Origin of the sequence: Pseudomonas songnenensis (assembly GCF_003696315.1) — a bacterium.
GTDB classification, from domain to species: Bacteria; Pseudomonadota; Gammaproteobacteria; order Pseudomonadales; family Pseudomonadaceae; genus Stutzerimonas; species Stutzerimonas songnenensis.
This window is the reverse complement of sequence record NZ_RFFN01000003.1, coordinates 131,236-156,608: the sequence shown is the minus strand read 5'-3', so window position 1 is coordinate 156,608 and position 25,373 is coordinate 131,236. Positions and strand designations below refer to the sequence as shown.

23 protein-coding genes are annotated in these 25,373 nt (G+C 64.9%); 11 read left to right on the top strand and 12 right to left on the bottom strand.

Going from position 1 to position 25,373, the window contains the following annotated elements:
* Positions 1–116 precede the first annotated feature (116 nt).
* The 3 genes from EA798_RS09395 to EA798_RS09385 all read left to right on the top strand — a co-directional run bounded on the left by EA798_RS09395 (position 117) and on the right by EA798_RS09385 (position 3,676).
* Positions 117–1,283 (top strand): iron-containing alcohol dehydrogenase, encoded by a 1,167-nt coding sequence (locus EA798_RS09395; RefSeq protein ID WP_122098773.1) that lies wholly within the window; start codon positions 117–119, stop codon positions 1,281–1,283.
* A gap of 4 nt (positions 1,284–1,287) precedes the next feature.
* A complete protein-coding gene (locus tag EA798_RS09390) occupies positions 1,288–2,790 on the top strand; it encodes a CoA-acylating methylmalonate-semialdehyde dehydrogenase (protein WP_122098772.1) in 1,503 nt (500 codons plus the stop codon).
* A 91-nt stretch (positions 2,791–2,881) separates the two neighbouring features.
* Positions 2,882–3,676, top strand: a complete 795-nt coding sequence (locus EA798_RS09385) for an IclR family transcriptional regulator (protein WP_122098771.1) — start codon at positions 2,882–2,884, stop codon at positions 3,674–3,676.
* Here the strand turns inward: EA798_RS09385 and trhA are convergent.
* Entirely contained in the window at positions 3,664–4,281 is a 618-nt protein-coding gene (gene trhA, locus EA798_RS09380) for a PAQR family membrane homeostasis protein TrhA (RefSeq protein ID WP_122098770.1), read from the bottom strand. The two genes, EA798_RS09385 and trhA, sit on opposite strands and share 13 nt — an antisense overlap.
* Positions 4,282–4,377: 96 nt before the next feature.
* Entirely contained in the window at positions 4,378–6,387 is a 2,010-nt protein-coding gene (gene rep / locus EA798_RS09375) for a DNA helicase Rep (protein WP_122098769.1), read from the bottom strand.
* A gap of 244 nt (positions 6,388–6,631) precedes the next feature.
* On the opposite strand from rep, the gene EA798_RS09370 reads away from it, so the two are divergent.
* Positions 6,632–8,269 (top strand): putative bifunctional diguanylate cyclase/phosphodiesterase, encoded by a 1,638-nt coding sequence (locus tag EA798_RS09370; RefSeq protein ID WP_122098768.1) that lies wholly within the window; start codon positions 6,632–6,634, stop codon positions 8,267–8,269.
* Between the two features lie 39 nt (positions 8,270–8,308).
* On the opposite strand, the gene betT is transcribed toward EA798_RS09370, so the two are convergent.
* The 3 genes from betT to EA798_RS09355 form a co-directional block, all read right to left on the bottom strand.
* Positions 8,309–10,282 carry a choline BCCT transporter BetT gene (gene betT / locus EA798_RS09365; protein ID WP_122098767.1) on the bottom strand — a complete coding sequence of 658 codons (1,974 nt, stop codon included), beginning with the start codon at positions 10,280–10,282 and terminating at the stop codon, positions 8,309–8,311.
* A gap of 129 nt (positions 10,283–10,411) precedes the next feature.
* Positions 10,412–11,908 (bottom strand): YifB family Mg chelatase-like AAA ATPase, encoded by a 1,497-nt coding sequence (locus tag EA798_RS09360; RefSeq protein ID WP_106156037.1) that lies wholly within the window; start codon positions 11,906–11,908, stop codon positions 10,412–10,414.
* A gap of 36 nt (positions 11,909–11,944) precedes the next feature.
* On the bottom strand, positions 11,945–12,205 hold the full coding sequence (locus EA798_RS09355) for an accessory factor UbiK family protein (RefSeq protein WP_013981620.1): 261 nt from the start codon (positions 12,203–12,205) through the stop codon (positions 11,945–11,947).
* Between the two features lie 396 nt (positions 12,206–12,601).
* On the opposite strand from EA798_RS09355, the gene glnK reads away from it, so the two are divergent.
* From glnK to sutA, 5 genes are all read left to right on the top strand, one after another.
* Positions 12,602–12,940: a P-II family nitrogen regulator gene (glnK, locus tag EA798_RS09350; RefSeq protein WP_003096476.1), complete on the top strand. Its 339-nt coding sequence runs from the start codon at positions 12,602–12,604 to the stop codon at positions 12,938–12,940.
* A 38-nt stretch (positions 12,941–12,978) separates the two neighbouring features.
* The gene (locus EA798_RS09345; protein ID WP_122098766.1) at positions 12,979–14,295 is read left to right on the top strand and encodes an ammonium transporter; all 1,317 of its coding nucleotides are present in this window, start codon (positions 12,979–12,981) and stop codon (positions 14,293–14,295) included.
* A 115-nt stretch (positions 14,296–14,410) separates the two neighbouring features.
* The gene (locus tag EA798_RS09340; RefSeq protein ID WP_015278431.1) at positions 14,411–15,661 is read left to right on the top strand and encodes an ammonium transporter; all 1,251 of its coding nucleotides are present in this window, start codon (positions 14,411–14,413) and stop codon (positions 15,659–15,661) included.
* Between the two features lie 103 nt (positions 15,662–15,764).
* A complete protein-coding gene (locus EA798_RS09335; RefSeq protein WP_122098765.1) occupies positions 15,765–16,190 on the top strand; it encodes a secondary thiamine-phosphate synthase enzyme YjbQ in 426 nt (141 codons plus the stop codon).
* A gap of 78 nt (positions 16,191–16,268) precedes the next feature.
* Positions 16,269–16,598, top strand: coding sequence for a transcriptional regulator SutA (sutA, locus tag EA798_RS09330; RefSeq protein WP_106156034.1), 330 nt, complete (start codon positions 16,269–16,271; stop codon positions 16,596–16,598).
* A 67-nt stretch (positions 16,599–16,665) separates the two neighbouring features.
* Here the strand turns inward: sutA and EA798_RS09325 are convergent, their stop codons facing one another.
* From EA798_RS09325 to lptM, 6 genes are all read right to left on the bottom strand, one after another.
* Complete coding sequence (locus EA798_RS09325; RefSeq protein ID WP_122098764.1) at positions 16,666–17,367, bottom strand: HAD family hydrolase; 702 nt, start codon at positions 17,365–17,367, stop codon at positions 16,666–16,668.
* Positions 17,364–18,263, bottom strand: a complete 900-nt coding sequence (gene xerC / locus EA798_RS09320) for a tyrosine recombinase XerC (RefSeq protein WP_122098763.1) — start codon at positions 18,261–18,263, stop codon at positions 17,364–17,366. The genes EA798_RS09325 and xerC overlap by 4 nt, the downstream gene beginning before the upstream one ends.
* Before the next feature lie 68 nt (positions 18,264–18,331).
* Entirely contained in the window at positions 18,332–19,024 is a 693-nt protein-coding gene (locus EA798_RS09315) for a DUF484 family protein (protein ID WP_106156031.1), read from the bottom strand.
* Positions 19,021–19,851 (bottom strand): diaminopimelate epimerase, encoded by an 831-nt coding sequence (dapF, locus tag EA798_RS09310; protein ID WP_106156030.1) that lies wholly within the window; start codon positions 19,849–19,851, stop codon positions 19,021–19,023. Before dapF ends, EA798_RS09315 begins: the two co-directional genes overlap by 4 nt.
* A 10-nt stretch (positions 19,852–19,861) precedes the next feature.
* Positions 19,862–21,109, bottom strand: coding sequence for a diaminopimelate decarboxylase (lysA, locus tag EA798_RS09305; protein ID WP_122098762.1), 1,248 nt, complete (start codon positions 21,107–21,109; stop codon positions 19,862–19,864).
* A 12-nt stretch (positions 21,110–21,121) separates the two neighbouring features.
* Positions 21,122–21,262: an LPS translocon maturation chaperone LptM gene (gene lptM, locus EA798_RS09300; protein ID WP_003283423.1), complete on the bottom strand. Its 141-nt coding sequence runs from the start codon at positions 21,260–21,262 to the stop codon at positions 21,122–21,124.
* Between the two features lie 188 nt (positions 21,263–21,450).
* Between lptM and cyaY the strand changes: the two genes are divergently transcribed.
* Together cyaY and rnk are read left to right on the top strand one after the other, a co-directional pair.
* A complete protein-coding gene (gene cyaY, locus EA798_RS09295; protein WP_106156028.1) occupies positions 21,451–21,783 on the top strand; it encodes an iron donor protein CyaY in 333 nt (110 codons plus the stop codon).
* Between the two features lie 159 nt (positions 21,784–21,942).
* Positions 21,943–22,347 (top strand): nucleoside diphosphate kinase regulator, encoded by a 405-nt coding sequence (rnk, locus tag EA798_RS09290; RefSeq protein WP_015278422.1) that lies wholly within the window; start codon positions 21,943–21,945, stop codon positions 22,345–22,347.
* Between the two features lie 141 nt (positions 22,348–22,488).
* Here rnk and EA798_RS09285 read toward each other — a convergent pair whose 3' ends face one another.
* On the bottom strand, positions 22,489–25,314 hold the full coding sequence (locus EA798_RS09285) for a class I adenylate cyclase (RefSeq protein WP_122098761.1): 2,826 nt from the start codon (positions 25,312–25,314) through the stop codon (positions 22,489–22,491).
* Positions 25,315–25,373 lie beyond the last annotated feature (59 nt).

Here is a 25,373-nt window from a genome sequence, read left to right as displayed (position 1 = left end):
CGTTTCAGGTTGACGGCGGCTGCCTGCTCTACCTAATCTCCGAATCATAGTGGGACATAAAGTCTCAAAATAAGAAGCTGCCAGCCCTTCAGGCGGCCCATTCTCGGAGAATGCCCATGAGTCATCGCATCGTTCTGCCGCGCCTGATGGAAGTCGGCGCCGGCGCCAGCGGGCAACTCGCCCGCGTGCTGCAGGAGCTGGGCTGCAATCGCCCGCTGATCGTCACCGACCGCATGATGATCGACCTCGGCTATGTCGCACGCATCGCCGGCCTGCTGGAAGAGGCCGGCATCGCCAGTCAATGCTTCGCCGATACCCTGCCCGAACCGACCGCTGCTTCGATTCGAGCGGGTGTGGAAATGGTCCGCCAGGGCGATTTCGATTCCATCGTCGCCCTCGGCGGCGGCAGCCCGATCGATTCGGCCAAGGCCATCGGCATCCTCGGCAAGTTCGGCGGCGAGATGCGCGACTACCGCTTCCCGCGCGATGTCAGCGAAGCCGGCCTGCCGCTGATCGCCATCCCCACCACCGCCGGCACCGGCTCGGAGGCGACGCGTTTCACCATCATCACCGACGAAACCAGCGACGAGAAAATGCTCTGCGCGGGCCTCGGCTTCATGCCCATCGCCGCGCTGATCGACTACGAGCTGACCCTCTCGCTGCCGCCGCGGGTCACCGCCGACACCGGCATCGACGCACTGACCCACGCCATCGAGGCCTATGTCAGCCGCAAGGCCAGCCTCTACAGCGATGCCCAGGCGCTGGAAGCCATGCGACTGCTCGCGCCGAACCTGCGCGCAGTCTTCCACGAGCCGGACAACCGCGCCGCGCGTGAGGCAATGATGCTCGGCGCGACCCTGGCCGGCATCGCCTTCTCCAACGCTTCGGTGGCGCTGGTGCACGGCATGAGCCGGCCGATCGGCGCCTTCTTCCATGTGCCGCACGGGCTGTCCAACGCCATGCTGCTGCCGGCGATCACCGCTTTCTCAATTCCCGCCGCGCCCGAGCGCTACGCCGACTGCGCGCGGGCGATGGGTGTTGCCGCGCAGACCGACAGCGTCGAGGTGGCGAACGACAAGCTGCTCGCCGAACTGCGCGCGATCAATCAGGAATTGAAGGTGCCGAGTCCGGAACAATTCGGCATCGCCCGCGAACGCTTCTTCGAGCTGCGCGAGACCATGGCGCTTCAGGCGCTGGCCTCCGGCTCGCCGGGCAACAACCCGCGCGTGCCCACGGAGGCGGAAATCATCGACCTCTACGAAACCGTCTGGAACCAGGAGTGAAGCCATGCAGACCCTCGGCAACCTGATCAACAACGAGGCCGTCGCCGGCCGCTCCGAGCGCCACGCCACCGTCTACAACCCGGCCACCGGCGAGCCGCGGCTGTATGTTTCGCTGTCCTCGGCAGACGATACCCGCGAAGCGATTGCCGCTGCCCAGGCCGCCTTCGACGGCTGGTCGAAGACGCCGCCGCTGGTGCGCGCGCGGGTCATGTTCCGCTTCAAGGAACTGCTCGAACGGCGCCGCGACGACGTCGCCCGGCTGATCACCAGCGAGCACGGCAAGGTCTTCTCCGACGCCCTGGGTGAAGTCACCCGCGGGCTGGAAGTGGTGGAGTTCGCCTGCGGCATCCCGCATCTGCTCAAGGGCGAGTTCTCCTCCAATGTCGGCCGCGACATCGACTCCAACTCGCTGATGCAGCCGCTCGGCGTTTGCGCCGGCATCACCCCGTTCAACTTCCCGGCGATGGTGCCGCTGTGGATGCTGCCGGTGGCCATCGCCTGCGGTAACACCTTCGTGCTCAAGCCCTCGGAAAAGGACCCGAGCGCGACCATGTTGCTCGGCGAGTTGCTGGCCGAAGCCGGGCTGCCGGCCGGCGTGCTGAACATCGTCAACGGCGACAAGGAAGCCGTGGACGTGCTGCTCACCGACGAGCGGGTGCAATCGGTCAGCTTCGTCGGCTCGACGCCGATCGCCGAATACATCTATGCCACCGCCTCGGCCCACGGCAAGCGCTGCCAGGCCCTGGGCGGGGCGAAAAACCACATGGTGGTGATGCCCGACGCCGATCCGCAGCAGGTGGTCAGCTCGCTGATGGGCGCGGCCTACGGCTCGGCCGGCGAGCGCTGCATGGCGATTTCCGTGGCGGTGTGCGTTGGTGACGAGGTGGCCGACAAGCTGGTCGAGATGCTCAAAGGCGAAATCAGCCAGATGCGTACCGGCCCGGGTCTGGGCGTCGAGCCCGAGCCGCACATGGGCCCGCTGGTGACCCGCGAGCACCAGCAGAAGGTCAGCGGCTATATCGATCTGGGCGTGGAAGAGGGCGCGACGCTGGTCTGCGACGGTCGCGGCATCAAGGTCGAGGGCCATGAGAACGGCTTCTATGTCGGCCCGACGCTGTTCGACCGGGTCACGCCGAGCATGCGCATCTACCGCGAGGAGATCTTCGGCCCGGTGCTGGCCGTGGTGCGGGTGAAGCGCTTCGATGAAGCGCTCAAGCTGATCAACGACCACGAGTTCGGTAACGGCACCTCGATCTTCACCCGTGACGGCGATACCGCGCGGCAGTTCGAGGAGAACGTCAGGGTCGGCATGGTCGGCGTCAACGTGCCGATTCCGGTGCCGATGGCCTTCCATTGCTTCGGCGGCTGGAAGCGCTCGGTGTTCGGCCCGCTGAACATGCACGGCCCGGATGGGGTGCGTTTCTTCACCCGGATGAAGACCGTGACCCGGCGCTGGCCCACCGGTATCCGTGCCGGCGCCGAGTTCGCCATGCCGACCATGAAGTGACCCGCGCGGTACCGTTGCACTGGCGGTGCCGGTCGCTACACTCCCGGGCGCCCTGTGGGGCGTCCATCTTCATCGAACGACAAGGCAGACGATGCGCAGCATTCCCCGCGAGAAAGGCTCCTCCATCACCCGCGTGCTGGAAATCATCGAGGCGGTCGCGGCGGCGAAGGAGCCGCTCAGCCCGACGGCCCTGGCCGAACGGCTGGACATCCCCAAGGCCAGCGCGCACCGGCTGGTGCAGACCCTGGAAAAGGAAGGCTTCCTGCAGTTCGGCCTGCGCGGCGGGCTGCTGCCGGGCGAGCGCCTGCATGTCGCGGCGCTGAACATCCTGCGCAGCAGCCGGCACAAGGCGCTGCGCCAGGCGATCCTGCGCCAGCTCTCCGAAGCCATCGGCGAGACCTGCGGGCTGGCGATCCCGGACGGGCTGGACATGCTCTATTTCGATCGGGTGCAGACCAACTGGCCGCTGCAGATCAACCTGCCCATCGGCAGCCACACGCCGCTCTGGTGCACCGCCAGCGGCAAGCTCTACCTCGCCTCGCTGCCGCCGGAGCAACTGGAACGGGTGCTGCCGCGTCTTCCTCTGCAGCGCATGGCGCGCAACACTCTGACCGACCTCAGCGCGCTGCGCGACGACCTGGCGCGGGTGCGGGAAGAGCAGCTGGGCACCGATTGCGAGGAGTTCATCGACGGCATGGTCGCCTGTGCGGTGCCGGTACGAGCATCCGACGGCGAGCTGCTGGCCTGCCTGTTCAGCCACGCGCCGGTGATTCGCTGCTCGATGGCGCAGCTGCTGGAGTTCGTGCCACGCCTGCGCGCGGCGGCGAGCGAGCTGGAAGCGGTGCTCGGCAGCGCGGCGGCGCTGGAGGCCGATCAGAGCACGTAGAACAGGATGGCGATGAAATGCAGCAGGCTGCCGACCATCACGAAGATGTGCCAGATGCCGTGCCAGTGGCGGAAACGCTCGTCGAAGACGAAGAAGACGATGCCCACCGTGTAGCAGATGCCGCCGGCCAGCAGCCAGCTGAAACCGGCGCCACCGAGGGCGGCGAACAGCGGCTTGACCGCCACCAGCACGATCCAGCCCATCACCGCGTAGATCACCAGTGACAGCTCCCGCGCCTCGGAGCGCGGCTTGATCTCCTGCAGCATGCCGATCACGGCCAGGCCCCAGACGATGCCGAACAGCGTCCAGCCCCAGGCGCCGGCCAGGGTGACCAGGCAGAACGGTGTGTAGCTGCCGGCGATCAAGAGGTAGATCGACAGGTGATCGAGCTTGCGCATGACCACTTTCGCCCGCCCGCGCAGGCTGTGGTACAGCGTCGAGATGCTGTAGAGCAGGATCAGGCTGAGGCCGTAGATCGCCACGCTGACGATCTTCACCGGCGAGCCGTCGAGCGCGGCGAGGACCAGCAGCCAGATCGCGCCAAGGCAAGCCAGCAGCGCACCGATCAGGTGCGTCCAGGCATTGAAGCGTTCACCGTGGTACATCGAATCCCTCCAGAAACCGCGATCGGCCAAGCATGCCGCGGTTAGATGACGGGATACAAACCGGCGTTGAACGCTCCTCGAACCCAGGCGCTGCGATCAGCGCTTGAGCATCGCCCGCATCGCCGCCAGGGCGTCGTTGCCGCGCGCGGCCTTGACCTCCACCGGCGCGTCCTCCTGGCCTTCCCAGACCAGATCCTCTGGCGGCAGCTCGTCGAGGAAGCGGCTCGGTGTGCAGTCGATCACCTCGCCATATTGCTTGCGCTTGGCGGCAAAGGTCAGCGCCAGGTTGCGCTTGGCACGGGTGATGCCGACATAGGCCAGGCGCCGCTCTTCCTCGATGGTGTCGGCCTCGATGCTGGAGCGGTGCGGCAGGATCTCCTCCTCGAAGCCGATGATGTACACCGAGGGGAATTCCAGGCCCTTGGAGGCGTGCATGGTCATCATCTGCACACCCTCGGCACCTTCTTCCTCTTCCTGCTGGCGCTCGAGCATGTCGCGCAGCACCAGCTTGCCGATGGCGTCCTCGATGGTCATGTCGCCGTCTTCGTCTTTTTCCAGCGTGCTCTTCAGCGCATCGACGAGCAACCAGACGTTGCCCATGCGCGCGTCGGCCACCTTGTCGCTGGAGGCGTTCTGGCGCAGCCAGTTCTCGTAGTCGATGTCCATCACCATGCTGCGGATGGCGGCGATCGGGTCGTTCTGCGCACACTGCTGGCGCACGTTGTCCATCCAGTGCTTGAAGCGCGCCAGGCGCTCGGCGTAGCGGCTGTCCAGATGCGCGCCGAGGCCGATCTCGTCGGCGGCGGCGTACATGCTGATGCCGCGTTCGCTGGCGTAGTTGCCAAGCTTTTCCAGGGTGGTGGAGCCGATCTCGCGGCGCGGCACGTTGATCACCCGCAGGAAGGCGTTGTCGTCGTCCGGATTGACCAGCAGCCGGAAGTAGCTCATCAGATCCTTCACCTCCTGACGGGCGAAGAAACTGGTGCCGCCGGACAGGCGATAGGGAATCTGGTGGTGCTGCAGCTTCAGCTCCATCAGCTTGGCCTGGTAGTTGCCGCGGTAGAGGATGGCGAAGTCGCTGTAGGGGCGCTGGGTACGCAGGTGCTCGGTGAGGATCTCCAGGGCCACGCGCTCGCACTCGGCGTCCTCGTTGCGCGTGCGGATCACGCGGATCTCGTCGCCGTGGCCCATCTCGGACCACAGCTGCTTCTCGAACACGTGCGGGTTGTTGGCGATGAGGATGTTGGCGCACTTGAGGATGCGGCTGGTGGAGCGGTAGTTCTGCTCCAGCATCACCACTTTCAGCGAGGGGTAATCCTCCTTCAGCAGCATCAGGTTTTCCGGGCGCGCGCCACGCCAGGCGTAGATCGACTGGTCGTCGTCACCGACCACGGTGAACTGGTTGCGTATGCCCACCAGCAATTTGACCAGCAGGTACTGGCTGGCGTTGGTGTCCTGATATTCGTCGACCAGCAGGTAGCGGATGCGGTTCTGCCACTTCTCCAGGATGTCGGCGTGCTCCTGGAAGAGTTTTACCGGCAGCAGGATCAGGTCGTTGAAGTCCACCGCGTTGTACGCCTTGAGCGTACGCTGGTAGTGCAGGTAGACGATGGCAGCGGTCTGCTCCTTGGGGTTGCGCGCGTTGGCCAGGGCCTCGTCGGGCAGGATCAGGTCGTTCTTCCAGCTGTCGATGTAGTTCTTGATCTCGTCCGCACCGTCATCGCCGGAGTATTCCTTCTGCATGATGTCGGTGAGCAGCGCCTTGATGTCGCCGTCATCGAAGATCGAGAAACCGGGCTTGTAGCCCATCCGCGCGTATTCCTTGCGGATGATGTTCATGCCCAGGTTGTGGAAGGTGGACACGGTCAGGCCGCGCGCCTCGGCGCCCTTGAGCAGGCTGCCGACGCGCTCCTTCATCTCGCGCGCGGCCTTGTTGGTGAAGGTCATGGCGACGATGTGGCGGGCCTGGATGCCGCAATGCTGCACGAGGTAGGCGATCTTGCGGGTGATCACGCTGGTCTTGCCGGAGCCGGCACCGGCGAGCACCAGAAGTGGGCCGCCGACGTAGTTCACGGCTTCCTGCTGCCGAGGGTTGAGTCGGGACATGGAGTTCAGTCATTCGAAGCGGGGGCGGGAGTTTAACAGGCTGCTGCGCCGATGCTGGCCCGTTGCGGGTTCAATAAAACGCCGATCGTCGCAGTTGGGGCTTGGCTGATCGGAATAATGGATTAGTCTTGTGCGCGCTGCAGGAGGCAGGGCAATTGCAAAGGACTGTGCGGGAATCGGGTGCGTGTCGCCCGTCTACATACCCATCGAGTCTGGAGGCCGCTTGTCAGCGCCCGTGCAAACCATGCCGCTGCTGTTACTAGCCGATCGCCCCGAATGGGCGACGCGGCTGCGTGACTGCCTGCAGGCTTCGCATTGCACGCAGCGGCTGGTCATCGCGGCCAGCTGGGAGTCGGCCGGCGAGCTGCTTGCATCGCCCTGCCTGCTGCTGGCCACGCCGCAATGCCGGCCGCCTGTCGGGCGCTACCCCTGGCCGCTGATCCTGCTGCTCGACGAAGAACCGTCGGACGCCCCGGAAGGGGCGGTGGACTGGCTGGTCGCTGATCAGCTGAGCCCCGAGGTGCTGCGCCGTTGCCTGCGCTACGTGCGTGAGCGCTGCAACCTGCAGGGCACGCTGCAGAAGCTCGCCGAGCAGGACCCGCACACCGGCATCGTCAACCGCCAGGGCTTCCAGGCACTGCTGTTCGATGCCCTGGCCGAGCACCAGGAGCAGGGTCTGGTGCTGGGTTATCTGGATCTCGACAACTTTCGCCACGTCAACGATGCCCTGGGCCACGAGGCTGGGGACCGGCTGATCCTGCAGGTGGTGGCGCGGCTCAAGGCGCAGCTGGAGGTCGGCGACATGCTGGCGCGGCTGGGCGGCGACGAGTTCGCGCTGTTGCTCGATACCCGCGATGATCCGCAGCGCGCCGAGGCGGTAGCCGATCGCATCGTCGAGGCATTGGCGGAGCCCTACTGGGTGGAAGGCGAGAGCCTGATGCTTGGCTGCAGCATCGGCCTGGCGCGTGCCAGTGCGGGCATCAAGGCCGATCCGCTGCTCTGGCATGCGCAGATCGCCATGCGCCAGGCCAAGGCGAGCCAAGGTTGCACCTGGTGCTTCTATGACGAGCAGGTCAGCCGCAGCGCGCGCAGCCTGGCCGATCAGGAAGGCGAGCTGCGCCGCGCCCTGCGTCGTGGCGAGCTGGAGCTGCACTATCAGCCGCGTCTGTGCCTGGAAAGCGGGCGCATCGTCGGGCTGGAGGCGCTGGTGCGCTGGCTGCATCCTGAAAGAGGCCTGCTGGCCCCGGACGCTTTCATACCCATGGCCGAGGAGAGCGGCCTGATCGTGCCGCTCGGCTACTGGGTAATCGCCCGAGCGCTGCGTGATCTGCAAAGCCTGCAGGATGGCGGCGCCGATGCGCTGCACATGGCGATCAACCTGTCGTTTCGCCAGTTCCAGGACAGCCAGCTGCTGCCGACCCTCAACCGCCTGATCGACGAGCGTGGCATCGATCCGCACTGGCTGGAATTCGAACTCACCGAAACCGCGGTCATGCGCCGTAGCGAACAGGTACAGAGCGCCATGAATGCGCTGGGCGAGCTGGGCGTGCGGTTCTCGCTGGATGATTTCGGCACCGGTTTTTCGTCGTTCGTGCACCTGTCCAGCCTGCCGATCACGCTGCTGAAGATCGACAAGAGCTTTGTCGCCGGCATGATCCTGCGGCCGGAGAAACTGCAGCTGGTGCAGGCGATGGTCGGGCTGGCGCACAACCTCGATCTGGAGGTGGTTGCCGAAGGCGTCGAAACGGCAGAACAGCTCGAGCTGCTGCGCCAGTTCGGCGCGCAGCAGGTGCAGGGCTATCTGGTCAGCCAGCCGCTGCCATTGGCCGAGCTGATGAGCTTCATGAGTGCCGAACGTCTGTCCGCAGGTGTGGCGCACTGATCGGGAGCGTCCTGGCAATGGCCAGGACGCCGGCCCGGTTCAGCGGACCATGTGCAGGAAGTGCATGTGCTTCTCGTACTGGCCGAGGATGTCGCTGATGACGTCCTCGCGGCTCCAGCCCATCACGTCGTAATCCTGACCGCCTTCCTTCAGATGCACCTCGGCACGGAAGTACTTGCGCTCCTCGCGCTCGTCGTCCTCGCTGGTGGCGACGAAGCTGGGCATGGCGTAGGCGCGCGGGCGCACCTCGTAAATGAAATCCGGTTCGCCATCATGGGTGATTTCGAAGCGCAGGCGACGGTCTTCGCCTTCGCTGATTTCGACTACATAACCCTGCTTGCGCATTTCCTCGGCGATGTCCTCGTAGGCCGGGCGCACCACTTCGGTGATGAAACGCACCACATGGGCGCGCCGCGGAAACAGCATCAGCGTGCGTAGCCGGCGTTGCCAGCCACCGGCTGTGCGTGGCGCGCTGGGCGAGGTGCTCAGCGCCTGATAGCGCAGCCCCTGCTTGGTGGCATCCAGGCGCAGCGCCTTGAGCAGGCCCCACATCGAGCAGAGCAGGGCGATGGTGAAGGGCAGGGCGCTGGCGATGGTCGCGGTCTGCAGTGCGGTCAGACCGTCTGCCAGCAGTAGCGCGATGGCCACGCCGCCCATGGACACCGCCCAGAAGATTCGTTGCCAGACCGGCGTGCCCTGTTTTCCGCCGGAAGCGAGCATGTCCACCACCAGTGCGCCGGAGTCCGCGGAGGTGACGAAGAACACCACCACCATGATGATGGCGATCAGCGAGATGAGCGCCGAGAACGGGAAGTGTTCGAGAAAGGCGAACAGGGCCAGCGAGCTGTCCTGTTCGATGGCCTCGCCGAGGCTGGTCACGTGTTCCCAGAGGATCATGTGAATCGCGGTGTCACCGAATACGGTCATCCACAGCAGGGTGAAGGCGGTCGGTACCAGCAGCACGCCCGCGACGAACTCGCGGATCGTCCGGCCCCGCGAGATACGGGCGATGAACAGGCCGACGAAGGGCGACCAGGCCAGCCACCAGCCCCAGTAGAACAGCGTCCAGCCGCCGATCCAGTCGTTCGGCTCGTAGGCGTAGAGGTTGAACGTCTTGTCGACGATGTCCGACAGGTAGCTACCGGTGTTCTGCACGAAGGTCTGCAGGATGAACACCGTCGGCCCGGCCACGAGCACCATCAGCAACAGCAGTGCTGCCAGCGTCAGGTTCAGCTCGGACAGTCGGCGCACGCCCTTGTCCAGGCCGGTCACCACCGAGATCGTGGCAAGCAGGGTAGTGGCCATGATCAGGCCGATCTGCACCGGCACGGAGATCGGCAGGCCATAGAGGTGGTTCAGCCCGGTGTTGATCTGGGTAACGCCCAGGCCCAGCGAGGTGGCGACCCCCAGTACGGTGCCGATGATGGCGAAAATGTCCACGGCGTGGCCGATCGGCCCGTAGATGCGTTCGCCGATCAGTGGGTAGAGCGCCGAGCGCAGCGTCAGCGGCAGGCCATGGCGGTAGGCGAAGTAGGCCAGGATCATTGCCACGATGGCGTAGATCGACCAGGCATGCAGGCCCCAGTGGAAGAAGGTGATCTTCATCGCCTCGCGCGCGGCCAGCGTGGTGCCGCCTTCGCCGGTCGGTGGCGAGAGGAAGTGCATCACCGGCTCGGCGACGCCGAAGAACATCAGGCCGATGCCCATGCCGGCGGAGAAGAGCATGGCGAACCAGGTCAACGCGCTGTAGTCCGGCTCGCTGTGATCCGGGCCGAGCTTGATGTCGCCATAGCGACTGAATGCCAGCAGTACCACCATCAGCAGGATGAGTGCGACGGCAAGAATGTAGAGCCAGCTGACATTGGCGATGATCCAGGCCTGGGTGTCGCCAAACAGGGTTTGTGCGTGGCTCTGGAACGCGACGCTGTAGATAACCAGCGCCAGGATGATGACCGCCGAGCCATAGAAGACCGGGGCGTTGAGGTGGGAAGACGAGGGCTGTTTTGCCTCCATGCTGCGCTCCTTCGGATTGTGTCTGGGGAGTGGCCGCCTGTGGCGAAAGCCAGCCAACTTAACACAGACCGCGAAAGGCGGCGGTTGTCCGCGGCCTTTCGCGCGAGCCAGAGCCCGCGCAGGAGTGCCTCAGACCTGGTTGCCGGGACGGTATTGCAGCGCTTCGGCGAGGTGCTGGCGACTGATGCTCGCCGCTTGTTCCAGATCGGCGAGGGTGCGCGCTACCTTGAGCAAGCGGTGCGCTGCGCGCAGCGACAGCGCCAGACGCTCGCAGGCGCGCTCCAGCCAGGCCTGGTCCTCGGCCGTCAGCTGGCAATGGCTGCGCAGCCCGGCGAGGTCGAGGAAAGCGTTGGCGCAGCCCTGGCGGGCGAGCTGCAGTTGCCGCGCCTGGGCTACCTGTGCGGCCAGCACGGCACTGCTCTGGCCGGTTTGCGGCGGCGCATTGAGGGCGGTGGCTTCGCGCGCCACTGTCAGATGCAGGTCGATGCGGTCCAGCAGCGGGCCGGAAAGCTTGTTGCGATAACGCTGGATCTGATCCGGTGTGCAGCGGCAGCGTCCATTGGGATCGCCGAGATAGCCGCACGGGCAGGGGTTCATCGCCGCCACGAGCTGAAAGCGTGCCGGAAAGCGCACCTTGTCGCGTGCTCGGGCGATCACGATATGGCCGGATTCCAGCGGCTCACGCAGGACCTCGAGCACCTTGCGATCGAACTCCGGCAGTTCGTCGAGAAACAGTACGCCCTGATGCGCCAGGGTGATCTCCCCTGGTTGCGGGCGACTGCCGCCCCCGACCAGTGCCGGCCCGGATGCACTGTGATGGGGCTGGCGGAACGGTCGCTGCGGCCAGTGCTGCAACGGGCTGTGGCTGGCCACCGAATGGATGGCGGCGACTTCCAGCGCTTCCTGTTCGTTCAGCGGTGGCAGCAGGCCGGGCAGGCGGCTGGCCAGCAGGGTCTTGCCGGTGCCGGGCGGTCCGGAGAACAACAGGTTGTGTGCGCCAGCCGCGGCGATCAGCAGGCCGCGTTTGGCGGCCTGCTGGCCCTGTACGTCGGCAAGATCCGGATAGGGCTGAACCTGTCGCAACAGGCCTTGGGCGACATAGGGTTCGAGCGGCGTGATGCCGTTGAAGTGCGCGGCAACCTCCAACAGATGCTCGGCGGCATAGACGGTGAGCCCCGAGGCCAGGCTGGCTTCCTCGGCGTTGGCGCGCGGCACCACCAATGCGCGTCCGGCAGCCCGGGCGGCAAGGGCTGCCGGCAACACGCCCTGCACCGGACGCAGTGCGCCGGATAGCGCCAGCTCGCCCAGGCATTCCAGATTGTCGAGGCGCTCGGCGGGCAGCTGACCGCTGGCAGCGAGAATGCCGAGGGCGATGGACAGGTCGAAACGACCGCCATCCTTGGGCAGATCGGCCGGTGCGAGATTGAGGGTGATACGGCGCGGCGGAAAGTCGAAGCCGGAGGTCAGGATGGCGCTGCGCACGCGGTCCTTGCTCTCCTTGACGGCGGTTTCCGGCAGGCCGACCAGCGTGAGCGCCGGCAGACCGTTGGCCAGATGGGCTTCGACGGTCACCGATGGTGCCTCGACGCCGATCTGCGCACGGCTATGGACGATGGCCAGGGACATTCGATCACTCCTTTGATCGTGTCGCGGCCCGGTCTGTCAGGACGCGGGCGGCGTTAGCTTTTCTTCCAGTTCGGCGACCTTGGCCTCTAGCGCTTCCAGGCGGGCACGGGTGCGGGCGAGCACCACCATCTGGCTGTCGAATTCATCACGGCTGACAACGTCGAGCTTGTTCAGCGCACCCTGTACCACGCCCTTGAGCTGGGCTTCGAATTCGCCACGCGGCAGTGGCGTCTCGCCGTTGAACAGGCGCGAGGCCTGGGAGCCGATGGCATCTAGAAAAGCTTTTGGCGGCAACATGGAAAACACCTGTCATTGAACGGGGCGCAGTGTAGCACGCGGCTTTTTAAGCCTTTGCGGCGAGCAGTGCACAGAAAATGAGCAGCGGATGGTGCACGAGCGCACCAAAAAGATGCATCGCTGCGGCGGAACCGTCCGTCGGACGTGCTGTTCCCATCCCCGGGCCCGCAAACCTGCGGCTTGCGCAAAACTGGCATCGATTCTGCTTTGTCCTCAGCGACGCATGCACCAACCGGTTGCGGTGCATCGGTGATTCGCGGCGCTTCGTCGGAGAGATTGGTGGTGTCGGACAGAGGCTCGGCAACAGCCGGAGCGTTACAAGAGCCAGACACTGAGCTTAGACTTGAGCCGGGTTCGTACTTCTGGGGCAAGTCCACCTAAACGGGAGAAGTTTTCATGAAACTAGTCACTGCCATCATCAAGCCGTTCAAGCTGGACGACGTGCGCGAGTCGCTGTCGGAAATTGGCGTACAGGGCATCACCGTCACCGAAGTCAAAGGCTTCGGTCGTCAGAAGGGGCACACCGAGCTGTATCGCGGTGCCGAATACGTCGTCGACTTCCTGCCGAAGGTAAAGATCGATGTAGCCATCGCTGACGATCAGCTCGATCGCGTCATCGAGGCCATCACCAAGGCGGCCAACACCGGCAAGATCGGCGACGGCAAGATCTTCGTGGTCAACCTGGAACAGGCCATCCGCATCCGTACCGGCGAAACCGATACCGACGCGATTTAAGCAGCACCTCCGAACCCCCACGCCCCAGGAGTAAAACCATGACTCTGCGAAAATTCGCAGGGCTAGGAGCCCTTTTGTCTCTGATAAGCCCAGGCCTGGCCCTGGCGCAGGAGGCAACGCTTGATTCAGGCGACACGGCATGGATGCTGACGGCCACTGCGCTGGTGCTGTTCATGACCATCCCTGGGCTGGCGCTGTTCTACGGCGGCATGGTCCGCTCGAAGAACATTCTCTCGGTGATGATGCAGTGCTTTGCCGTCACCGGCCTGATGAGCATCCTCTGGATGGTCTACGGCTACAGCCTCGCTTTCGACACCACCGGAATGGAAGCGGGCGTTACCAACTTCAATTCCTTCGTCGGCGGCCTGGATCGCGCGTTTCTCAGCGGTCTGACGCCGGACAGCCTGGTCGGCGCCTTCCCGGAAAGCGTCTTCATCACCTTCCAGATGACCTTCGCCATCATCACCCCGGCGCTCATCGTCGGCGCCTTCGCCGAACGCATGAAGTTCTCCGCGATGCTGGTGTTCATGGGCGTCTGGTTCACCCTGGTCTATGCACCGATCGCGCACATGGTCTGGGGCGGCGACGGCGGCCTGATGTGGGACTGGGGCGTGCTCGACTTCGCCGGTGGCACCGTGGTGCACATCAATGCCGGTATCGCCGGTCTGGTGGCCTGCCTGGTGCTGGGCAAGCGCAAGGGGTATCCGACCACGCCGATGGCGCCGCACAACCTGGGTCTGACCCTGATCGGTGCGGCGATGCTCTGGGTCGGCTGGTTCGGCTTCAACGCCGGTTCGGCCGTGGCTGCCAACGGCACCGCCGGCATGGCCATGCTGGTCACCCAGATCGCCACCGCCGCGGCTGCGCTGGGCTGGATGTTCGCCGAGTGGATCGGCCATGGCAAACCCAGCGCGCTGGGCATCGCCTCGGGCGTGGTCGCCGGTCTGGTCGCCATCACCCCGGCCGCCGGCACCGTAGGGCCGATGGGCGCGCTGGTCATCGGCCTGGTCTCGGGGGTGGTCTGCTTCTTCTGCGCCACCAGCCTGAAACGCAAGCTCGGCTACGACGATTCGCTGGATGCCTTCGGCGTGCACGGCGTGGGCGGCATCGTCGGCGCGCTGCTCACCGGCATCTTCGCCGCACCCATGCTGGGCGGTTTCGGCGAAGTGGAGAACATCGGCCTGCAGTTGTGGATTCAATTCAAGGGCGTGCTCTTCACCGTCGTCTACACCGGCATCGTCACCTACCTGATCCTCAAGGCGATCGATCTGGTGATGGGCCTGCGGGTGAACGAGGAGCAGGAGACCATCGGCCTCGACCTCAGCCTGCACAACGAGCGCGGCTACAACCTGTAACCCATTTCAGCGCAGTACCCCGGAGCCAACCCGGGGTCAGGGCAGGACCGCCGGAGCAGCGTGCGGCGGCCTGCGGACCGAATAGCGCACACAGCGCGACAGCAAGAGGTGACACATGGATAGCACTGCATTGATACCCGTCCAGTACGGACTCGATACCTTCTACTTCGTGATCTGCGGAGCGCTGGTGATGTGGATGGCGGCGGGTTTCGCCATGCTCGAGGCCGGTCTGGTGCGGGCCAAGAACACTGCCGAGATTCTGACCAAGAACATCGTGCTCTACTCGCTGGCGTCGATCATGTACCTGCTGGTCGGCTACTACATCATGTACTCCAGCCCGGAAGGCGGCATCTTCCCGAGCCTGGGCTTCCTCATCGGTGACGAGCATGCGGTCGACCTGGTCGCTGCCGGTGGCGAGGATGCACCGTACTACTCGGCCCGCGCTGACTTCTTCTTCCAGATCGTCTTTGCCGCGACCTGCATGTCGGTGGTTTCCGGTGCGGTGGCCGAGCGCATGAAACTGTGGGCCTTCATCGCCTTCGCGGTGGTGATGACCGGCTTCATCTACCCGATCCAGGGCTTCTGGAAGTGGGGCGGCGGCTTCCTCGATGCGGCCGGCTTCCTCGACTTCGCCGGTTCCGGTGTGGTGCACATGGCCGGTGCCGCGGCGGCCCTGGCGGGTGTCCTGCTGCTCGGTGCGCGCAAGGGCAAGTACGGCCCGAACGGCCAGATCAACGCCATCCCCGGTGCCAACATGCCGCTGGCGACCCTCGGGGCGTTCATCCTGTGGATGGGCTGGTTCGGCTTCAACGGCGGCTCGCAGCTGAAGATGAGCACCATCGAGGACGCCAACGCGGTGGCCCAGGTCTTCGTCAACACCAACATGGGCGCCGCTGGCGGTCTGATCGCCGCGCTGATCACCGCGCGCCTGCTGTTCGGCAAGTCCGACCTGACCATGGTGCTCAACGGCGCGCTGGCCGGCCTGGTGGCGATCACCGCCGAACCGCTGACCCCGAGCGCCCTGCAAGCGACCCTGATCGGCGGTGTGGGTGGCGTGCTGGTGGTGTTCAGCATCCTCGGCCTGGACAAGCTCAAGCTCGATGACCCGGTCGGTGCGATCTCCGTGCATGGTGTCGCCGGCATGTGGGGCCTGCTGGCCGTGCCGCTGACCAATGCCGATGCCACCTTTGGTGCGCAGCTGTTGGGTCTGGTGTCGATCTTCCTCTGGGTGTTCATCGCCAGCCTGATCGTCTGGGGCATCATCAAGGCGGTGATGGGCCTGCGCGTCAGCGAGGAAGAAGAATACGAGGGCGTGGATGTGGTCGAGTGCGGTCTGGAAGCCTATCCGGAGTTCACTCGTCAGTAACGATTCGGTGGTACATGACAAGGGCGCCTTTTGGCGCCCTTTGTTTTTTTTGGCGCCACGCTAGAATGCGCGCGACCAGCCGTTGAACATGAGCTTTGCGAACATGTGGCAACAGACCCTGATCACCTTGCGTGCGCGACCACGTGGCTTCCACCTGATCACCGACGAGCTGCTCGCCGCATTGCCGGAACTGCGGCAATGTCAGGTCGGTCTGTTACACCTGTGGCTGCGGCATACCTCGGCGTCGCTGACGATCAACGAGAACGCCGATGCAGCGGTGCGCCGCGACTTCGAGCGTTTCTTCAATCGCCTGGTGCCGCAGGGCGAGGGGGGCTACGAGCATGACTACGAAGGACCGGACGATCTGCCGGCGCACTTCAAGGCCAGCCTGCTCGGCTGCCAGTTGAGTCTGCCGGTCACTCAGGGGCGCCTGGCGCTCGGTACCTGGCAAGGGATCTATCTCGGGGAGCACCGCGACCAGGGTGGGGCGCGGCAGATAGTGGCAACGCTGCACGGGACGGCAAGTTGAATTTTTTTTGGCGGTGTCGGTCTTTCCGCATCGCTGGGCTATAACTTACTCCGCTTTGGCATGGCCATGAGGTTGAACATGAGCGACGAAGAACTAGAACAAGACGATCTGGACGTTAGCGACGAGGAGGACGGGGAGGAGCTGAGCGCCGCCGACGAGGGCGACGACAGCCTCGAAGACGAGGGCACCGACAGCGAGCGTGCCACGCCGGCGAAAAAGACCAAGGCCAAGGCCGTCGAGCCCGACGAGCTGCCGAGCCTGGAAGCGAAGCAGAAAGAGCGCGAAGCGCTGGCGCGAGCCATGGAAGAGTTCCTGGCCCGTGGCGGTCAGGTGCAGGAGGTCGAACCCAATGTGGTCGCCGATCCGCCGAAGAAGCCGGACAGCAAATACGGCAGCCGCCCTATCTGAGTCAGACGAATTGCAAAAAAGCCCGCTTTACGGCGGGCTTTTTCGCGTCTGGGCTGCGGATTCTTGCTCAGTCTCCGCGCCAGTCGAGCAGCAGCTTGGGTAATTCGGCCAGGCTCTGGATTTGCGCATCGGGAAGGTAGTCGTGCGGCCAGGCGGCGCGCTTGGGGTTGAACCAGATTGCTCGCAGGCCGGACTGCTGCGCCCCGGCAATGTCGTCGAGGGCATGATCGCCGATATGCACCGCCTGCTCCGGGCGCGCATCGCCCAGGCGCAAGGCCTGCTCGAACGGATGCGGGTCGGGCTTGCCGACACCCAGCTCTTCGGCGCACAGGGTGAACTGGAAGTAGTCCGCCAGGCCCAGGCGGCGCACGTCGGCGTTGCCGTTGGTGATCACGCCGAGGGTGTAGTGGTTGGCGAGAAACTCCAGGGTCGGTTGCACGTCGGGGAAAATCTGCACCTCATGGCGTGCATCGAGGAACACCTGAAACGCCTGCTCGGCCAGGCCGTTCGCCTCGGCGGCGGGATAACCGGCATCGTGCAGCGCGTGCTGCAGGATGCGCCGGCGCAGCTCGCTGATCCGGTGACGCAGCGCTGGGTCCCGTTCGATCAGCATGCGGCGGATCGCGCCCAGCGCTTCGACGGGGAATTCGCCCAGGCGCGGTGCATGCACGCCCAGCCAGTCGCGCAGCGCGGTCTCGGCGCTCTGGATGGCCGGCGTGGTTTCCCAGAAGGTATCGTCCAGGTCGAAGGTGATCAGGCGAATGCTCATGTGTCGGTGTCCTGCTTGCGCTTGGCGCGCGGATGCGCCTGATCGTAGACCTTGGCCAGGTGCTGAAAGTCCAGATGGGTGTAGATCTGTGTGGTGCCGATGTCGGCGTGGCCGAGCAGCTCCTGCACCGAACGCAGGTCCTGGGATGACTCCAGCATGTGGCTGGCGAAGCTGTGGCGCAACATGTGCGGGTGCAGATGCTGGCCGAGCTCGCGCACACCGGCCTGACGCACCCGCAGTTGCACGGCGCGGGCACCGAGACGGCGTCCCTGCTGGCCGATGAATACCGCACCGTCGGCAGGATTGGCCAGCGCACGCAGAGGCAACCAGGCCAGCAGCGCCTCGCGCGCCTTGCGCCCGACCGGCAGCTCGCGAACCTTGTTGCCCTTGCCGAGCACCCTGACCAGGCCCGCGGGCAGGTCGAGCTGGTCGAGGTTCAGGCCGACCAGTTCCGACAGGCGCAGGCCGGATGAATAGAACAGCTCGAGCATCGCCTGATCACGCAGGGCGATGAAATCGTCTTCGACGCCGCCATCGAGCAGCTGCATGGCCCGGTCGGTGTCCAGCAGCTTCGGTAGACGGCGCTCGCCCTTGGGCGCCGACAGACCGGCGGCCGGGTCGTGTTGGCAGATGGCTGCCTGATTGAGATAGCGATACAGGCCGCGCACCGATGACAGGAGGCGCGCCAGGCTGCGGCTGGATTGGCCCTGGCGATGCAGCTCGCCGACCAGCTGGCGCAGGTGGCGGCCTTGCAGCGCACTCCACTCGGAGATGTGTTCGCGCTCGCAATGGGCCAGCAGCTTGTTCAGGTCGCGGCGGTAGCCGTCCAGCGAATGGCCCGACAGCTGCCGGGCGCTACGCAGGTATTCGAAGTAGGCGTCGAGTTCGTTCTGCATGAGCAACACTCCAGGCCTCAGGGTGCGACCAGAGGGGCGTGCGGCTTGGCTGTGGTCCGCAAGCGTGCTCAGCGCACCGAGCGTAGCGGGTTGCCGAAGCGCGGCAGCACGCGGGTCAGCACTTCGGCGATATAGCCAAGGAACAGCGTGCCCAGCGAGCTCTTGTAGTGCTGCGGGTCCGGGCTGCCGATGGCCAGCACGCCGAGCTGGTTGTTCAGGCTGACCACCGCGGCAGAGCCAACGCTGCCACCATCCTCGCCGAAAAGGAAGTTCAGTTCATGCGGGCGCAGTACGCCGCAGATGGTCTTGCCGCCGTCAAGCAGTCCGCCGATGCTCTGCTGTGCCTCCCCGGTGCTGACGCAACGGCCTACCGGCAGCGTGGCTTCGCTGAACAGGATCAGGCTGACATAGGGAACCTGGAATTCGTGGCGCAGGCTGTCTTCGACTGCGCTGACCACCTCTTCCAGGCTGCTGGCGTCGAGCAGGTCGAGCACCAGCCGACGGGTCTTGTCGAACAGGCGGTCGTTGTCGCGTGCCACATCCATCAGTTGCGACAGGCGATGGCGCATCTCGATATTGCGCTCGCGCAGCAGCTTGACCTGGCGCTCCACCAGCGACACGGCGGTGCCCGGCTGATGGGGAATGCGCAGCTCCGGAATCAGCTCGTCGTGGTCGACGAAGAACTCCGGATGGGCGCGCAGGTAGGCGGCGACGGCTTCGGCGTCGGGAAGCGGGGTGCTGCCCTGGGTCTGGTCGGTCATAGGCGAACCTGTCCTTCAAATACGCGAACGGCGGGGCCGGTCATCATAACCGGCTGTCCGGGGCCTGCCCATTCGATGGACAGGCGGCCGCCCGGCAGGTCGATCTGCACCGGCGAGTCCATCCAGCCCTGGCGAATGGCGGCTACCGCGGCCGCACAGGCACCGGTGCCGCAGGCCTGGGTCTCACCGGCGCCGCGCTCCCATACGCGCAGCCGCGCATGGCGGCGGTCGACCACCTGCAGGAAGCCGACGTTGACCCGCTGCGGAAAGCGCGGGTGATGTTCGATCTTCGGTCCGAGCTCATGCACAGGTGCCTGCTCGACGCTATCGACGCGCAGCACCGCATGGGGGTTGCCCATGGACACGGCGGCCAGCTCGACGCGCTGGCCATCGGCGTCGAGCGGGTAGCTCAGGGCTTCCTGCTCCGCCTGGAACGGAATCTCGGCCGGTACCAGTCGCGGCGGGCCCATGTCGACGCGGATCTGTCCATCCGGGCGGATGTCCAGCTCGATGATGCCGCCCTTGGTTTCGACCTTGATCCTGCGCTTGACGGTCAGGCGCTTGTCGACCACGAAGCGGGCGAAGCAGCGCGCGCCGTTGCCGCACTGCTCCACTTCCGAACCGTCGGAGTTGAAGATGCGGTAGCGGAAATCCACGTCCGGATTCTGCGGCGGCTCGACGATCAGCAGCTGATCGAAGCCGACCCCGGTGTGACGGTCGCCCCACTGCTTGGCGTGCTTGGGCTGGATGTGCGCGTGCTGGCTGACCAGGTCGATGACCATGAAGTCGTTGCCCAGACCGTGCATCTTGGTAAAGCGCAGAAGCATGATCTTGGCCTCAAGTGGGCAGCAGGCTTTCGCCAGCGTATAGCTCCTGAACGCTTTCGCGACGGCGCACTTCGAAGGCCTGATCACCGTCCACCAGCACCTCAGCGGCGCGGCCGCGGGTGTTGTAGTTGGAGCTCATGACGAAGCCGTAGGCACCGGCCGAACACACCGCCAGCAGGTCGCCTTCGCCCAGGGCCAGCTCGCGATCCTTGGCGAGGAAGTCGCCGGTCTCGCAGATCGGCCCGACGATGTCGTAGCGGCGCGTATCGCCTTCGTGCGGCTGCACCGCGATGACGTTCATCCAGGCCTGGTACAGCGCCGGGCGGATCAGGTCGTTCATTGCCGCATCGACGATGGCGAAATCCTTGTGCGCGGTGTGCTTGAGGTATTCCACGCGGGTCAGCAATACGCCTGCGTTGGCGACAATGGAGCGGCCCGGCTCGAACACCAGCGCCAGCCCGCGGCCTTCGATGCGCTGGCGCACGGCCTGGATGTAGTCGCCGGCCAGCGGCGGCTGCTCATCGCGGTAACGCACACCGAGGCCGCCACCGAGGTCCAGATGGCGGATCTGGATGCCGCGTGCGGCGAGGCGATCGGTCAAGGCGAGCAGGCGATCGAGCGCATCGAGGAAGGGTGGCAGGCTGGTCAGCTGCGAACCGATATGGCAATCGACGCCGACCACTTCCAGGTTCGGCAACTCGGCTGCGCGGGCATAGACCGCCTCGGCGTTGTCGATCTCGATGCCGAACTTGTTCTCTTTCAGCCCGGTGGAAATGTACGGGTGGGTGCCGGCATCGACGTCCGGATTGACCCGCAGCGATACCGGCGCCGTTTTGCCGAGCTCGGCGGCGACCTGCTGCAGGCGCTCCAGCTCGTCGGTGGACTCGACGTTGAAGCAGTGCACGCCGACTTCCAATGCGCGGCGCATGTCGTCACGGGTCTTGCCGACGCCGGAGAAGACGATACGGTCCGGCTGTCCACCGGCGGCCAGCACGCGCTCCAGTTCACCGCGCGAAACGATGTCGAAGCCCGCGCCAAGGCGCGCCAGCACGTTCAGCACGCCCAGGTTGGAGTTGGCTTTGACGGCGAAGCAGACCAGGTGCGGCATACCATCCAGCGCATCGGCATAGGCCCGGTACTGGGCTTCGATGTGCGCGCGGGAATAGACATAGGTCGGGGTGCCGAAGCGTTGCGCAAGTGCGGGCAGTGCCACGCCTTCCGCGAAGAGTTGACCGTCGCGGTACGAGAAGGCCTCCATGAACAGCCTCCTTTAGAGTTCGAAACGGTCTTTGGAACGTTCTTTGACGGTTTGCTCGTCATCCGGCAGGTACAGCGGACCTTTCTGGCCACAACCGCTGAGCGCGGCGGCGAAGACGGCGAGGGCGATGAAGGGAAGCAGGAGGCGCTTCATGGGGGCTGGAATCCTTGAAAAATCTAATCGCCGGAGTATACCCAGCACCCGGCGGATTGCCTATGCGAGCAGCACGTCACACGGCGGCTGCCGTGGTGGTCGGCTCGCTTGACCCGTCCGCCCCCTGCTAAGCTCGCCGCCATCGCGTGCGGCAGGGTCGCGCGCAGCACAATTCGAGGAAATGTTGCATGAGCCTGAGCGAAGCCCGTTATCACGATCTGGTCGATGCTGTGCAGGAGAGCGTCGAGGACGTATTCGATGACACCAGCATGGACGTCGACCTGGAAAATTCCGGGGGTGTGCTGACCGTGCGTTTCGCCAATGGCAGCCAGCTGATTCTCAGTCGTCAGCCGGCGTTGCGCCAGTTGTGGGTCGCGGCGCGTTCCGGCGGCTTTCATTTCGACTACGACGAGGGCGGTCAGCTGTGGTTGTGCGATGCCAGCGGCGAGCGCCTCGGTGAGCTGCTGACGCGAGTGACGCTGGAGCAGGGTGGCGAAGCCCTGGAGTTCGAGGATATCTAGGGCATCGGTGCTCAGGCCCCGTGTTCCGGGGCTGGCGGCAGGGGCCTTGCTTATTCGGGCTGCTGTGATAGTGTCTCTCGCAGGTCAACAAAACCCCGCCTTCGGGCGGGGTTTTGCTTTTTTCGTCTTTTGATTTTTCGCAGGAGCTTGCCAGAACCCATGACCAGTGCACCGCCGATCATCCTTACCCAACTCGATCTGCAGCGCCTTGAGCGGCTGCTCGACAGCCTCGACGACTATGGTCCGGCTGCCGAAGCGCTCGAGCAGGAACTGTCGCGGGCGCAGATCGTGGAACGCAGCGAGATGCCTGCCGGTGTCGTCACCATGAACTCACGGGTGCATTGCCTGGACGAGGGAACCGGCAAGGAATATCACCTGACCCTGGTCTACCCTCACGACGCCGGCAAGGAAGGCACTGTTTCCGTCCTGGCGCCGGTGGGCACCGCGCTGCTGGGGATGAGCGTCGGCCAGCACATCGACTGGCCAACCCCGGCCGGCAAGATCATCAAGCTCACCCTGCTCGCGATCGAATATCAGCCCGAGGCGGCTGGCGATCCGTTCTGATCGCACCGCGCACTCGCCCGGCACGATCCGCTGCCGGGCATGCAGCCCTCTCCGATTGCCGGCTACGGTTTGTGCGCTAGCTGCTGCGGCTCGCCCGTTCAGGTTTCTTGCTGTCTGAAGCCCGTGTGAGCTGGTAACTCCCTACGATTCGATTGCCGCATTCAACGCAGCCTCCAGCCGCGCCTTGTAGCGCAGGTACTGCACGGTCTGGCTGCGCCCGCCGCCGTGCAGGCCGGTGAGGTCGAGATCGGTGATGTAGCAAGGGTAGCGCTCGCCATCACGGCGGCGGGAGATGATGGCGCGGGCCACCGCGGCGAACAGCCCGGCTCCGTACTCCAGGCCGGAGAACTCCTGCTGGTTACAGTACAGCGTGACCTGCGACCGACCGTTCTCGCCGGATTCGACGATGGCCTGCACGTCATAGAATGGGTCGTTGATTTCTTCCAGTGGCGCAGGGCGGCGCTCCAGTCGTGCGGGTTGCGAACCCTGTTCGGGATGGATGCGGTAAAAGATGATGGGCGCATCAGCCAGCAGCTGGGCCTGATTCTCCTGTTGCGCCTTGCGTCGATAGCGCATCGACTCGAGAAAACGCATCAGCGGGCGCAACAGCGAGCGTTCGTCGCGATAGGGCAGGTGCTGGCGCCACAGCGCGTTGTATTCGTCCAGTACGCTGATTTCGGCAAGCTCGCCCGCCGTGCGGTAGAACAGCTGCAGGCAGCCTGCCCGCTGCTGGGCAAGGATCAGCGCCAGGTCGTCGCCTTCCAGCGCCGCACGGTCGAGCTGCAGTGGCAGGTACGCATGATGCGCTTCGCCGAGATGTTCGATCAGTGCTGAGCGGTCGACAAGATTGATCAGGCGCAGCTCGCCTGCATCGCGTTGCAACACGTGGAAATGTTGGCGGATCTTCAACAGGTAGCGCCCTTGAGCCTCGCCGGCGAGGCTTTGGCAGGCGTCATCGAAGAGCTGCTCAACCCGGCGGGCGATGAGCTGCCCGCGGTTGCGCGCGAAGCAGAATACCTGGAGCTGCGGTAACTCCGCCCTCTGCGCGAGATTCTCCAGATAATCGCGCAGGCACGAGGGCAGCGCCTTTGGTCCTTCGTAGCGGCTGACCAGCATCTCGTTCCAGCTGTTGAGGGTGACCTGGTCGATGCTGAGCACAAGGCTTTCCGCCGCAGCGCTCGGAAGTACCGGCTCGCTACCTGCAAGCCCGGCTGCGTTCTGAAGCGTGGGGTCCAGGCCAACGTTGATCAGCAGCAGCACGCGACTGGGTTTGCACGCCGCCAGCAGTGCCTCTTCGTCGACCTGAGGCAGTGGCATTGGCATCGTCCGACGCAGGTCGCTGAGCAGGGCGAACAGCTCCGCCTCGCTCAAGCCGCTATCGCCCGGAAACAGCGAAAGGTGGGTGCCGGTATCGACAATGCCGTTGCGATGGCACCAGGCGAGCAGCGCGAGCAGTTCGCGGGCGCGCTTCAGCGGCGCGAAATTGGAGAGTTCCGGCGCCGTGAGCTGGCCCTGGTAGAGCGACCAGTGCACGTCGCCCGCTGCGTCATAGCCGTGCACCAGGGTCAGGCTGTCCTCGGCCATGTCGGGGGATATGCCGAGGTTGACCACCTCGATCTTGCCGGCCTTGCGCTCGATGGCGGCGTAGAGACGGCGGCCAAGTACGCCCAGGTCGCGACTGGTGAGCGGGCTGACGGCCTGCAGGCGCCGGGTGAAGTCGCTGAGGAAGCGATAGCCATAGGTCAGTTCGTTGACCAGCGCGCGCCGCTCCTGACTGACCTGGCGCACCTTCCACTGGCTGCGATTATCGAGCAGGGCGAACTGGCGTTCATCCCAGTGCCAGCTGCGCGTCATACTCTCGAGCAAGGTTCGCTGCCAGCTCTTGTTGCGATGGACGGGCGGCCAGCTGAGCGGGCGATTGATCTTCAGGTACAGGCAGCGTCGTGCCAGCTCCAGGCGCTCCTGGTCGCCGCGTTCGCTCAGGTAGCGTTCGATGGCATGGTAGGCAGCGATATATGGATCAAGCTCGTCCAGCTCGATGTGGCCTTGATAGATAGCCCGTTTGAAGTCCAGCGCCAGGCAGCGCAGTTGCGGGTACTGGCTGGCATACACCTCGACCAATAGCAGCTTGAACAGCGACTTGTATGGCGAGGCGATGGCTTTGTAGAGCTGCCAGAGCCCGGCACCGACAAACTCCCCGGGCGGCACCTGGCCGAGATGACCGAGATCGAGAACCTCATCGGCACGGACGAAGCGCTTGGCCAGCAGCGTTCTCACATAATCGTCGTAGCGATGTTCCTCGTAGTCCGGCACCAGCCACCACAGCGGTGTGCAGCCACCGAGCCAGAGCGCGGTGCGGTAGAACTCATCGAGCAGCAGATAATGTTGAGTGGTGCCGCAGTCATCGGAAGTCAGCCGGGCCTCGCGCTGGCCCTGGGTGAAACGCTGCGGATCGACCAGGAAGAAATGCGCTTCGCTGCCCTGGGTCGCTGCCCAGGCTTGCAGCAGTTCGCACTTGCGGCGCAGTTCGTCGAGTCCCTGGGCATCCAGCGCCGGATCGTGACAGACCCAGACGTCCAGATCGCTGTGCTCGTCCTGCGCTACGGTGCCCAGACTGCCCATGAGGAACAGGCCTTGAATCGGCCGGGGAGTCTTGCCCCGCACGGTCCTGTAGGCAAACGAACGGCTCAGGCGCTGCGCTTCGGCCAACTGCTCGCTGTCTGGTTCGAAGTGGGCGAGTCCGGCCGGTGTGCTCGCCGACACGTAGCCGGGAAGCATCGGATGGTTGACGTGGAACAGCAGCGGCAACAGCTTGAGCACTTGCTGCTGGCGGGTCGACATGGCTGCCAGTGCCCGATTCAACCGGGCATCGTTCAATGCGAGAAAGCGCGCACGCAGGGTCGTCAGGACCTTGCGATCGATGCCGTCTTCGAGAATCGGCTGAATAGGGTGGTGAGTGCGGATCATGGTGGGTCTTGCAGGCCTGGCTAACCTTGTTCATCGGCCAGCAGGCGCAGGGCTTGAGG